9 protein-coding genes are annotated in these 12320 nt (G+C 69.0%); 4 read left to right on the top strand and 5 right to left on the bottom strand.

The genetic code is table 11. The annotated features are described in order from the left end of the window. Positions 1–38: 38 nt before the first annotated feature. From kdpB to ABH940_RS29370, 5 genes are all read right to left on the bottom strand, one after another. Positions 39–2159: a potassium-transporting ATPase subunit KdpB gene (gene kdpB / locus ABH940_RS29390; RefSeq protein WP_370071592.1), complete on the bottom strand. Its 2121-nt coding sequence runs from the start codon at positions 2157–2159 to the stop codon at positions 39–41. Beyond that, positions 2156–3820 (bottom strand): potassium-transporting ATPase subunit KdpA, encoded by a 1665-nt coding sequence (kdpA, locus tag ABH940_RS29385; protein WP_370106648.1) that lies wholly within the window; start codon positions 3818–3820, stop codon positions 2156–2158. Before kdpA ends, kdpB begins: the two co-directional genes overlap by 4 nt. After that, positions 3820–3909, bottom strand: a complete 90-nt coding sequence (gene kdpF, locus ABH940_RS29380; protein ID WP_370071590.1) for a K(+)-transporting ATPase subunit F — start codon at positions 3907–3909, stop codon at positions 3820–3822. The genes kdpA and kdpF overlap by 1 nt, the downstream gene beginning before the upstream one ends. Before the next feature lie 197 nt (positions 3910–4106). Next, entirely contained in the window at positions 4107–6065 is a 1959-nt protein-coding gene (locus ABH940_RS29375) for a hypothetical protein (RefSeq protein ID WP_370106647.1), read from the bottom strand. After that, the gene (locus ABH940_RS29370; RefSeq protein ID WP_370106646.1) at positions 6062–7375 is read right to left on the bottom strand and encodes an ROK family transcriptional regulator; all 1314 of its coding nucleotides are present in this window, start codon (positions 7373–7375) and stop codon (positions 6062–6064) included. Before ABH940_RS29370 ends, ABH940_RS29375 begins: the two co-directional genes overlap by 4 nt. Before the next feature lie 195 nt (positions 7376–7570). On the opposite strand from ABH940_RS29370, the gene ABH940_RS29365 reads away from it, so the two are divergent. The 4 genes from ABH940_RS29365 to ABH940_RS29350 all read left to right on the top strand — a co-directional run bounded on the left by ABH940_RS29365 (position 7571) and on the right by ABH940_RS29350 (position 12207). Further along, positions 7571–8899, top strand: coding sequence for an ABC transporter substrate-binding protein (locus ABH940_RS29365; protein ID WP_370106645.1), 1329 nt, complete (start codon positions 7571–7573; stop codon positions 8897–8899). Then, positions 8892–9839 (top strand): carbohydrate ABC transporter permease, encoded by a 948-nt coding sequence (locus tag ABH940_RS29360; RefSeq protein ID WP_370071586.1) that lies wholly within the window; start codon positions 8892–8894, stop codon positions 9837–9839. Before ABH940_RS29365 ends, ABH940_RS29360 begins: the two co-directional genes overlap by 8 nt. Then, on the top strand, positions 9832–10734 hold the full coding sequence (locus ABH940_RS29355) for a carbohydrate ABC transporter permease (protein ID WP_370071585.1): 903 nt from the start codon (positions 9832–9834) through the stop codon (positions 10732–10734). The genes ABH940_RS29360 and ABH940_RS29355 overlap by 8 nt, the downstream gene beginning before the upstream one ends. Before the next feature lie 96 nt (positions 10735–10830). Next, the gene (locus tag ABH940_RS29350) at positions 10831–12207 is read left to right on the top strand and encodes a GH1 family beta-glucosidase (protein ID WP_370106644.1); all 1377 of its coding nucleotides are present in this window, start codon (positions 10831–10833) and stop codon (positions 12205–12207) included. The last annotated feature ends 113 nt before the right edge of the window (positions 12208–12320 follow it).

Here is a 12320-nt window from a genome sequence, read left to right as displayed (position 1 = left end):
TCCTCAGTGTCGTCCGGCTCAGTGCAGGCCAGAAGCCATCAGTGCAGCCCGGGGATGAACTGGACGATCAGGTCGATCACCTTGATGCCGATGAACGGCAGGATCAGCCCGCCCACGCCGTAGACGCCGAGGTTCCGGCGCAGCAACGAGGAGGCGGACGACGGCTTGTAGCGGACGCCGCGCAGCGCCAGCGGGATCAGCCCGATGATGATCAGCGCGTTGAAGATGATCGCCGAGGTGATCGCCGACTTCGGGCTGTGCAGGTGCATGATGTTCAGATGCCCGAGCCCCGGGTACACGCTGGCGAACATGGCCGGGATGATCGCGAAGTACTTCGCCACGTCGTTGGCGATCGAAAAGGTGGTCAGCGCGCCGCGCGTGATGAGCAACTGCTTGCCGATCTCGACGATCTCGATCAACTTGGTCGGGTTGGAGTCGAGATCGACCATGTTCCCGGCCTCTTTCGCGGCCGAGGTGCCCGTGTTCATCGCCACGCCGACGTCCGCCTGGGCCAGCGCGGGGGCGTCGTTGGTGCCGTCGCCGGTCATGGCCACCAACTTGCCGCCCGCCTGCTCCTGACGGATCAACGCCATCTTGTCCTCGGGCGTCGCCTCGGCCAGGAAGTCGTCAACGCCCGCCTCCTCGGCGATGGCGGCAGCCGTCAGCGGGTTGTCGCCCGTGATCATGACCGTCCTGATGCCCATCGCCCGCAGGTCCTCGAAGCGCTCGCGGATGCCGTGCTTGACCACGTCCTTGAGGTAGATCACGCCGAGCACCTGCGCCGGTCGCGTGGACACGCGCTCCGCCACGACCAGTGGCGTGCCGCCCAGGTTGGAGATCCGGCCCACGACCGTGTCCAGTGCCGGGTCCGGCTCACCACCGTTGTCCCGGACCCAGGTGGCCACGGCCGCGGCCGCGCCCTTGCGGGTGGCGTGGACGCCGTCGGGCTCGTCCAGGTCCACGCCGGACATCCGGGTCTGCGCGGTGAACTCGATCCAGGTCGCATGCCCGAGCTCGCCCTGGTGCCGGGCGCGCAGGCCGTACTTCTCCTTGGCCAGCACCACGATGGAACGACCCTCGGGCGTCTCGTCCGCCAGCGACGACAACTGCGCGGCGTCGGCCAGCTTGGCCACCTCCACCGCGCCGACCGGGAGGAACTCGGCGGCCTGGCGGTTGCCGAAGGTGATGGTGCCGGTCTTGTCCAGCAGCAGGGTGGAGACGTCACCGGCCGCCTCGACCGCACGGCCGGACATCGCCAGCACGTTGCGCTGGACCAGCCGGTCCATGCCGGCGATGCCGATCGCGGAGAGCAGCGCACCGATCGTCGTCGGGATCAGCGCGACCAGCAGCGCGACCAGGACGACGATGGTCTGCTCGGCGCCCGCGTAGGTCGCCATCGGCTGCAGCGTCACGACCGCAAGCAGGAAGACGATGGTCAGCGACGCCAGCAGGATGTTGAGCGCGATCTCGTTCGGCGTCTTCTGCCGGGCCGCGCCCTCGACCAGTGCGATCATCCGGTCGATGAAGGTCTTGCCCGGCTCCGAGGTGATCTTCACGACGATCCGGTCCGAGAGTACCTTCGTACCACCGGTCACGGCCGACCGGTCACCGCCGGACTCACGGATCACGGGCGCGGACTCACCGGTGATCGCCGACTCGTCCACGGAGGCGACACCCTCGACCACGTCCCCGTCGCCCGGGATGATCTGCTGCGCCTCGACCACCACGTGGTCGCCGAGCCGGAGTTCGGTCGCCGCGACGGTCTCCTCCGGCACGTCGGTCGCGCCCGGCGTCCACGAGCCGACGACCCGGCGTGCCAGGGTGTCGGTGCGGGTCTTGCGGAGCGTCTCCGCCTGGGCCTTGCCCCGGCCCTCCGCCACCGCCTCGGCCAGATTGGCGAAGACGACGGTCAACCAGAGCCACGCCGTGATCACCCAGGCGAAGACGCTGGGGTGCCGGATCGCCGCGTACGTGGTGAGCAGCGAACCGATCTCCACCACGAACATGACCGGGTTGCGGACCATCACCCGCGGGTCGACCTTGCGGACCGCGTCGGGCAGCGACTCCAGCAACTGCTTCGGGTCGAGCAGACCGCCGGAGACCCGATGGGTCTCCGACAGGTCGCTTTCGCCGATCCCGCTCTCGCTGATCTCGCTCACTTGTGCAGGCCCTCCGCGAGCGGTCCCAGCGCCAGCGCCGGGAAGTAGGTGAGGCCGACGACGATCAGCACCACGCCGCTCAGCATCCCGACGAAGAGCGTGTTGTGCGTGGCAAGCGTCCCGGCCGTCCTGGGCACGGGCTTCTGTTTGGCCAGCGTCCCCGCCAGCGCCAGGACGAACACCATCGGCAGGAATCGGCCGAAGAGCATGGTCAGACCGAGTGCGGTGTTCCACCACGTGCTGGTGACGTTCAGTCCGGCGAAGGCCGAGCCGTTGTTGTTGGCCGCCGAGGTGAAGGCGTAGAGGACCTCGGTGAAACCGTGCGCGCCGTTGTTGAGCATCGCGGCCCGCTCCGCCGGGAACGTCATCGCCACACCCGTGCCGACCAGCACGATCGCCGGCGTGGTCAGGATGTACAGCGAGGCGAACTTCATCTCGTGCCCGCCCAGCTTCTTGCCCAGGTACTCCGGCGTGCGGCCGACCATCAGGCCCGCGACGAAGACGGTCACGATCGCCAGGATCAGCATCCCGTAGAGGCCCGATCCGGTACCGCCGGGCGCGATCTCGCCGAGCATCATGTCGAAGAGCGCCACCCCGCCACCGAGCGGGCTGAGCGAGTCGTGCGCGGCGTTGACCGCGCCGGTCGAGGTCAGCGTGGTGGAACTGATGAACAGTGCGGAGCCGGCGATGCCGAACCGCACCTCCTTGCCCTCCATCGCCGCACCCGCGGCCTGAAGCGCGGTGCCGTGGTGCTGCCATTCGAAGAAGGACACCAGACTCGTCGACGCCACCCAGTACACCGACATCACGGCCACGATCGCGTAGCCCTGGCGGTGGTCGCCGATCATCGTGCCGAAGGTGCGCGGCAACGCGAAGGAGATGACCAGCAGCAGGTAGATCTCCAGCCAGTTGGTCCACGCGTTGGGGTTCTCGAACGGGTGGGCGGAGTTGGCGTTGTAGAAGCCGCCGCCGTTGGTCCCGAGCTCCTTGATCGCCTCCTGGGAGGCGACCGGCCCGCCCGGGATCGACTGGGTCGCCCCGCTGATGGTGTGGATGGTCTGCGCCGCGTGCAGGTTCTCCACCACACCGGAGGCGATCAGGACGATGGCGAAGACCACCGCGATCGGCAGCAGCACCCGGACGGTGATGCGGGTCAGGTCGGTCCAGAAGTTGCCCACCCGGTCCGTCTTCGCCCGGACGAAGCCGCGGATCAGCGTCGCGACGACGGCGATGGCGACGGCGGCGGAGAGGAAGTTCTGCACCGCGAGCCCGGCCATCTGCACCAGATGGCCCATCGTCGCCTCACCGGAGTACGACTGCCAGTTGGTGTTGGTGACGAACGACGCGGCGGTGTTCCAGGCAGTCGGGGGCGGCACGGCCGGAAAGCCCAGCGAGAGCCACAGGTCGTTCTGCAGCCGCTGGAAGCCGTACAGGAACAGCACCGAGACGGCCGAGAAGGCCAGCACGCTGCGCAGGTAGACGTACCAGGTCTGGTCGCCGTCCGGATTGACGCCGATGGCCCGGTAGACCACGCGCTCGATCCGCAGGTGCCGACTGCCCGTCAGCACCCCGGCCATGTAGTCGCCGAGCGGCCGGTGGGACAGAGCCAGCGCCGCCACCAGCGCGATCGCCTGCAGGAACCCGGCCAGGGTCGGGCTCACTAGAACCTCTCCGGCAGCAGAAGCGCCACGACCAGGTACCCGACCAGGGCGAAGGCCACCACCAGACCCACGATGTTGTCAGCCGTCACAGCCGCTCGACCCCCTTCGCGATCAGGGCGAGCAGACCGAAGACGGCAACGGTCACGGCGATGAAGGCCACGTCGGACATACGCCGAACGGTCACCCCGCGACCGTCCGGGCAAACCACCCGGACGGCGGCGTCCCCCGAAAGGCCGTACGAACAGCTGGGACACGTCAGTGCCGGCCCCCGTCAGTGCCGGCCCCGTCAGGGATACGACACGACGTCCCTGGGGCCGGCGGAGGACTGGCCCACGGCCGCACCGGTGCCGTCGATCACGGAGTCGATGCCGCCGGTGCCGTTGAGGAAGACCGTGAGCAGGTCGTGGAACTGTACGCCCGGGGCGTGCGGGGCCTGGAAGGCCATGGCGTTGTGGACTGCGCTGCCCTGATTGAGGTTGCCCTGGACGCTGCCCTGGTTGAAGTTCGAGTAGCTGCCCATCCCGTACCCCTGGAACGAGGTGACGCTGTCGGCGACGGAGAACGCCGGGTAGCCGTTCTGGGTCGGGCTCGCCCGCCAGGCGGACTGGCTGGGGACGTCGTAGGGGTTCTCGTTCTGATAGAAGATCACCTCGCCGTGCTGGCCGTTCCAGACGGCCTCGCTCTTCTGGAAGTGCTCCACGGCAAGTCCGGTGGCGGTGACGTGGTCGCCGTTGACCACGAGACCGGTGTCGCTCCGGTCCCCGGCCCAGCTGCCGGCGCCCGCGCCGTGGTCGGCGCGCCAGATCCAGGCGTCGTCGATCAGGGAGTCGTTGCTGTTGTCGACCAACGCCGTCGTCGCCGTCCCCGGCGTCGCCCCGCCGATCCGGAAGAAGACGTCGTCCAGGCTGACCGGGTCGGCCGCATGACTGACCGTCGACCCCTTGGTTCCGACCTGGAGCAGCGCGGGCGAGCCGGTCGTCCCCGCGTCGAGGATCAGGCCGGTGACGTTGACGCCGCCGACGTCGGCGATGTTCATGGTGACGTTGCCGCGGGTCGGGACCAGGGTCGCGAAACCCAGGCCGACGATCTTCGTGTCCGGGTGGCTCACCTGGATGCTGCTCGGCACGTCGTAGACGCCCGGCGTGACGAGCAGGTTCTCGCCGGTCGACAGCGCGGCGTTGATCTGGTCGACGGTCGCACCCGGCCGGACGACGAAGAAGCTGCTGAGCGGGAGCGAGGTCCCGGCTGTGTTGCCGTGAGCCCAGGTCGGACCGGTCGAGTCGGTCTGCGTGGCGGGGACGAAGACGCGGTAGTTCCCGGTCGCGTCCAGGTAGAGGTAGGGCGCCTCGCGGGTGACCGGGCAGGTGGACAGCGTGGTGTAGGAGTCGGGCCCGCCCTGGTCGCCGGAGTCGCTCGCGAAGCTCTGCGCGGGCGCGCCGGCGTCGCCGCAGAAGACCTGGTTCCACACCGAGTTGCTCCACCCGTCCAGGCTGCTGTCCCGGGTGAAGAACTGCTGCTGGGAGCCGTTGGTGACGGTCCCTCCGGCGAGCTCCGAGTCGGCGATGAAGCCACCGCTGGCCCAGTCCGGCGAACCGGTGCAGTGGTCCATCAGGCTGAGGTTGCCGTTGATGTGCACCCGCCGCAGCGGCGCGGCCTGGGACACGGCCCAGAAGTCGGTGCCCGCGTAACAGCCGTCCGCGCCGGCGGAGCCTCCGGTGACGCCCGCGGCGGAGCCGCCGGTGACATTCGCGGCAGAGCCGCCGGTGACGTTGACGGTGAGGTTGGTCAACGAGCGCCAGAAGTTGGTGGTGGCGTAGCACTGGCTCTGGTTGCCGTCGTTGCACTGGTTGTACACGTCGACGCTGCCGTTGATGACGACATCGCCCGGGTTCTGCCCGAGACCCGCGACGCTCTCGTAGTAGCCGACCGAGAAGACCAGCGGATCGGCGCCCGAACCGTAGGTACCCGGCTTGAACAGGATCGCGTAGCGGCCGGTCCCGAACTCGTTGCCCGCCTGGGAGTTGGCGATCAGGTTCAACTGGTCCTGGATCGACGACTCGGACATGGTCGGGTCGAAGACCACCACGTTCGGCCCGAGGCCGCCGCCGGTGGACGCCGGTGCCGCATCGGCGCTGCGTGCCCCGGGCGTTGCGCCGGTGTGCAGCAGGAGGGCGACAACGGTCGCGAGGACTAAGGCGAGGACGACGATCAGGGACAGGAGCAGCTTGCGCGGTGCGACGGTCACTTCAGCACTCTCTCATGGGCCCGTGCGGAACCCCCCGCCGCCAGGAACCGTGCGACCGGGAGGGTCGCCGCGCCGCGAGCGACGGCGTCCGGACCGAGCGCGCCCAACTCCACCGAGGTCAACGCGTAGGGCAGCCGCAGCGCGTGGGCGCGGGCAACCTCACGGATGCGCGACAGCAGGCGTGGCGCCATCGCCAGACCGGCCCAGCCACCGATGATGACCTGCTGCGGGTTGAGGAAGTTGACCACGTTGGCGATGCCCACCCCGATCCGCACCGCCGTCTCGTCCAGCACCTCACGTGCGGCGTCGCTGACCGGTCCGGCGTCCTCGTCCGCGAGCGTCAGGATCCGTCGTAGTACCGATTCCTCGTCCACATCGGGACTCTGACGGTCCATCGCATCATCGCCCGCCGCCTCCTGAAACCGGGCGATCACCGCCTCCGCGCCGACGTACGCCTCCAGGCAGCCCCGTGAGCCGCAGCGGCAGAGACGCCCGCCGTACTCGACGTTGAGGTGGCCCCATTCCCCCGCGCTGGTCGTCGAGCCGCGCATCGGCGCGCCGTCCAGGATCACCGCCCCGCCCGCGCCGGAACCGAGCAGCAGGAAAACCGCGCTGCCCGGCCGCGCGGCACTGCCCGAACCTGCGGCGTTGCCCGAACCTCCGGCACCCGAACGCGCGGTGCTGCCCGCGCCGAACCACATCTCGGCCTGCGCCATGGTGGTCGCGCCGTTGTCGATGTGCAGCGGCAGGTCGGTGTGCTCGCGCAGCATCTCCTCCAGCGGAACCGCGTCCCACCCCACGGTCTGCCCGTGGACGACGGCCTGCGGGTGATGCTGCACGATCCCCGGTACGCCGATCCCCACGCCGAGCAGCGGCTCGGACACGTCGGCCGTCAACTCCCGCAGTCCGCCTGCGATCGCGGCCACCACGTGCTCAGGCTCCAGCGAGCCTGCGGTGCCTGCTCCCACCATCGGCACGTCCACGGCCGCGAGTTCGTGCAGTCCGAGGTCGAAGCGCTCCATCCGGACCCGGGTCTCCCCCACGTCCACGCCGATGGCCTGGAACCGTGCGTGGTCGACGCGCAGCAGGATCCGCGGGCGCCCGCCGTCCGACTCGACCGCGCCCGCCTCGACGACGACCCCGGCCTCCAGCAGGTCGGCAACCACGTTGCTCACCGACGCCGAGCTCAGGCCCGTGGTCTCCACCAACTCCTGCCGACTCAGCGGGCCGTGGAAGTAGAGCCGGCGCAGCAGCCGAGCCCGGTTGCCGCGCCGCAGGTCACGGACGTTGCGCCGACCCTCATCCGTCATGGCGCCATCCTCTCGGCCAATTTCATGCCCTCGCAAGCTGTTGACGGTGCATTCTCCCACGAGTTAAATCACACCTCGAACTAAGTCATGAGCAAACCTTCTTCCGTACTCGTCCCCCACCCCTTACAGACCCGCGCACCCACACGCCCGCACACCCACACACCCACACGCCCGCACGCCGTCGAAAGGCTCACCATGCGTAGATCAGCCTTGCTCGCCCTCGCCGTGTGCAGCACAGCCACCGCCCTGTTGGCCACGGGGTGCAGCAGTTCGGGGAGCAACTCCGGCGGAGGATCCGGCAGTTCGCAGCAGACGCTTACCTACTGGGCCAGCGACCAGGGCAGTTCGATCGCCGACGACGTCCAGGTGCTCACCCCGGAGCTCAACGCCTTCACCAAGCAGACCGGCATCAAGGTCCACCTCGAAGTCATCGGCTGGAACGACCTGCTCAACCGGATCATGGCGGCGGTGAGTTCGGGCCAGGGCCCCGACGTCCTCAACATCGGCAACACGTGGTCCGCCTCGCTCCAGGCGACCGGCGCCTTCCTGCCGTTCACCAGTGACGTGATGCAACAGATCGGCGGTTCGAGCCGGTTCCTGCCCGGCGCCCTGGCCGCCACCGGCGCGCCCGGCAAACCGCCGGTCGGCGTCCCCATCTACTCGATGGCCTACGCCCTCTACTACAACAAGGCGATGTTCCAGGCCGCCGGGATCACCACCCCGCCCACCACCTGGAGCGAGTTCGTCGCGGACGGCACGAAGCTCACCAAGAGCGGCCAGTGGGGCGTCAGCGTCGAGGGCGCCCAGACCCCCGAGAACGCGCACCACGCCTTCACCTTCGCGGCGCAGCAGGGCGGCAGCTTCTTCGACAGCTCCGGCAAACCGACCTTCGACACCCCGCAGAACATCGCGGGCGTCAAGACGTACGTCGACTTCATGGCCGCCGACAAGATCGCCAACCCGAGCGACGCCGAGTACTCCAACGGCACCGAGGCGGTCAAGGACTTCGCCACCGGCAAGGCCGCCATGATGCTCTGGCAGGACGCCGGGCAGGACCTCACCAACTACGGGATGTCGCCCAGCCAGTACGGCGTCGTCCCGGTCCCGTTCGCCGACACCTCCGCTACGAGCGGACCCACCCACGTCGACTCGATCGTCGCCGGGATCAACCTCTCCGTCTTCGGCGGCACGAAGAACAAGGACGCGGCGCTGAAGTTCGTGAAGTTCATGACCAGTCAGCCGACACAGATCGCGCTGAACAAGTCCTACGGCTCACTGCCCTCGGTCAGCGACGCGTACACCGACCCGGCCTTCCAGACCCCGACCGTCAAGGTCTTCCAGAACGTGCTCGCCTCCTCAGCCGCGCCGATGCCGGCGGTCGCGACGGAGAGCCAGTTCGAGACCGTGATCGGCACTGCGCTGAAGAACCTGTTCGCCGACGCAGCCAGCGGCAAGCCGGTCACCGACCAGAGCATCGCCAGCCAACTCGACCAGGCCCAGCAGCAGTTGCAGGCCGGTGGCTGAGGCGCGCGCAGCGGTCCGCGCTGCCGTTACTCGCCACGTCCGCCGCGCCGGGCTGCCGTACCTGCTGCTGCTTCCCGCCGTCCTCTTCGAACTGCTGGTCCACGTGGTGCCGATGCTCGTCGGCATCGTCATGAGCTTCAAGCAGCTCACCGAGTTCTTCATCCGCAACTGGACCGCCGCGCCCTCCGCCGGGCTCGACAACTACCGCTTCGCCCTGAACTTCAACGGCGCGGTCGGCAGCTTGCTGCTCCACTCCTTCCTGGTCACCTGCGGGTTCACCGTGCTGACGGTCGGGATCTCCTGGCTGCTCGGCACGGGCGCCGCGCTGCTGATGCAGGACCCGTTCCGCGGCCGTGGCCTGCTCCGCACCTACTTCCTCGTCCCGTACGCGCTGCCCGCCTACACCGCCGCGATCACCTGGGAGTTCATGTTCCAGCGCGACACCGGTCTGGTGAACCGCCTGCTCGTCGACGACCTGCACCTGTTCCACACCGCGCCGTTCTGGCTCATCGGCGGCAACAGCTTCTGGGCCCTGGTCGTCACCGCGGTCTGGCGCACCTGGCCCTTCGCCTTCCTGGTGGTCACCGCCGGTCTGCAGAACATCCCCGGCGACCTCTACGAGGCGGCGGCGATCGACGGCGCGGGCGTCTGGCGGCGGATCCGCTCAATCACGCTGCCGCAACTGCGCCCGGTCAACCAGGTGTTGGTGCTGGTGCTGTTCCTGTGGAACTTCAACGACTTCAACACCCCGTACGTCCTCTTCGGCAATGTCCCGCCGCCGCAGGCCAACCTGATCTCGTTGCAGATCTACGACACGTCCTTCGAGAACTGGAACTTCGGCTCCGGCTCGGCGATGTCGGTGCTGCTGCTCCTCTTCCTGCTCGTCGTCACGGCGATCTACCTGCTCGTCACCAACCGGAGGAGGAAGGCGGATGTCTGACGCTGCCTCTGCTCTGCGGGGGAACCGCCGCCGACGTCGCTCGCCGCGCTCGCCGATGGCGCCTCCGCCCGCCTTCCTGTGGACCCGGCGGATCGTGTTGACGCTGCTCGGCCTGTTCACCTTCGTGCCGCTGTACGTCATGGTGACCGGCTCGCTCAAGCCGCTGCAGGACGTCCAGTCGGCGTTCCAGTGGATCCCCCAGCACCTGACGCTGCGCCCCTACATCGACATCTGGAGCACAGTCCCGCTGGGCCACTACTTCGTCAACAGCCTGATCGTCTCTACCTGTTCGACCGTCGTCTCGGTGCTGATCGCGATCCTCGCCGCCTACGCGGTGAGCCGGTACCGGTTCCCGGGACGGCAGTTGTTCAGCGTGACGGTGCTGTCGACACAGATGTTCCCCGGGATCCTGTTCCTACTGCCGCTCTTTCTCATCTACGTCAACATCGGCACGGCCACCGGCGTCCAGCTGTCCAACACCCTGCTCGGCCTGGTCATCACCTACCTGACCTTCACCCTGCCCTTCTCCATCTGGATGCTGGTCGGCTACTTCGACTCCATCCCACGGGAGTTGGACGAGGCCGCCAAGGTCGACGGCAACGGCCCGATCGGCGCGCTGGTACGGGTCATCATCCCGGCCGCCGTCCCCGGGATCGTGACCGTGGCGGTGTACTCCTTCATGACCGCCTGGGGCGAGGTGCTCTTCGCCTCGGTGATGACCGACGACTCGACGCGGACGCTGGCCGTCGGCCTGCGCAACTACGCGTCGCAGAACGACGTGTACTGGAACCAGATCATGGCGGCGTCGCTGGTGGTGAGCGTTCCCGTGGTGGTGGCGTTCCTGCTGCTCCAGCGGTATCTGGTGGCCGGGTTGACCGCCGGTTCCGTCAAGTAGGGCGCCGCGTTCCGCTGTCCTTCGCCCTTCTCGTCTGGTCTTTCGCCCTTCGTCATTCGCCCTTCCCGTTCCCTGCACCGTGAGCTGAGGAGACCCATGTCTTCCCCCGACACGTCCGTGTTCGGCCCCGACTTCCTGTGGGGCGCGGCGACGTCCGCGTACCAGATCGAGGGGGCGGTCGCCGAGGACGGGCGGACCGCGTCCATCTGGGACACCTTCTGCGCCGTCCCCGGCGCGATCGACAACGGCGACACCGGCGCGGACGCGTGCGACAGCTACCACCGCTGGCCGGAGGACATCGCTCTGATGCGCACCCTCGGCCTCGACTCGTACCGCTTCTCGCTGGCCTGGCCCCGGATCTTCCCCGACGGCACCGGCGCGGTGAACCAGGCCGGACTCGACCACTACGACCGCCTGGTCGACGCGCTGCTGGAGGCGGGGATCCGCCCGAACGCCACGCTCTACCACTGGGACCTCCCTCAGGCGCTCCAGGACCGCGGCGGCTGGCCCTTCCGCGCCACCGCCCACGCCTTCGCGGACTACGCCGGAGCCGTCGCCGCCCGCCTGGGCGACCGCGTCGAGTACTGGGCCACCCTCAACGAGCCGCTGTGCAGCGCCTGGATCGGGCATCTGGAGGGCAACATGGCCCCCGGCCTGACCGACCTGACCGCAGCCGTCCGCGCCTCGTTCCACCTCCACCTCGGCCACGGCCTCGCCGCCCAGGCGGTCCGCGCCGCCGCCCCGGGCCCGGTCCGGGTGGGCCTCACCAACAACCTCAGCACCTGCGAACCGGCGTCCGAGTCGGACGCGGACGCCGCGGCGACGCGACGCGCGGACGGCCACATCAACCGCTGGTGGCTCGACCCGATCTTCGGCCGCGGCTACCCGCAGGACATGCTCGACGTCTACGGCGTGGACCTGCCCGTCCATCCGGGCGACCTGGAGACCATCGCGCAGCCGCTGGACTGGCTGGGCGTCAACTACTACTTCCGCCAGATCATCGCGGACCGGCCGGACGGTCCTGTCCCGCACTTCACCCAGCTTTCGGGCCCCGGCCCGAAGACGGCGATGGGCTGGGAGGTCCACGCGGCCGGACTGGAGGAACTGCTGCTCCGCGTCACCCGCGACTACGGCGCCCAGCACCTGTTCGTCACCGAGAACGGCGCGGCCTACGCGGACGTCGTCACGGCGGGCGGTGCGGCGGGCGCGCCATCGGTCCTCGACCCGGAGCGCGCCGCGTACCTGGAGCAGCACCTTGCCGCCTGCGCCCGCGCCGTCGAGGGCGGAGCGCCCCTGCGCGGCTACTACTGCTGGTCCCTGCTGGACAACTTCGAGTGGGCCTACGGCTACGACAAGCGCTTCGGCCTGGTCCACGTCGACTACCCGACCCAACGCCGCACCATCAAGTCCAGCGGCCACCGCTACGCCGACATCATCCGCGCCCACCGCGCCCAGTTTCCCGGGACGGTGTGAGGGGTGAGGACGTGCCGGTGGGCCGCTCCCGGCTGGGACAGCGGCTGGTCGGCGGGCGGGGGGTTGCTAGTCGCGGTGGGGGTAGCGGGTGTTGGGTGGGGGTGGGGTGTCGG

Origin of the sequence: Streptacidiphilus sp. BW17 (genome assembly GCF_041262485.1) — a bacterium.
Taxonomy (GTDB): domain Bacteria; phylum Actinomycetota; class Actinomycetes; order Streptomycetales; family Streptomycetaceae; genus Streptacidiphilus.
This window is presented reverse-complemented; position numbering and strand designations above follow the sequence as displayed.

Bases quoted from the DNA above. Each gene is read 5' to 3' on its own strand.
- ABH940_RS29370 (WP_370106646.1), bottom strand. From the start codon at position 7,375: ATGACGGATGAGGGTCGGCGCAACGTCCGTGACCTGCGGCGCGGCAAC.
- ABH940_RS29365 (WP_370106645.1), top strand. From the start codon at position 7,571: ATGCGTAGATCAGCCTTGCTCGCCCTCGCCGTGTGCAGCACAGCCACC.
- ABH940_RS29355 (WP_370071585.1), top strand. From the start codon at position 9,832: ATGTCTGACGCTGCCTCTGCTCTGCGGGGGAACCGCCGCCGACGTCGC.
- ABH940_RS29350 (WP_370106644.1), top strand. From the start codon at position 10,831: ATGTCTTCCCCCGACACGTCCGTGTTCGGCCCCGACTTCCTGTGGGGC.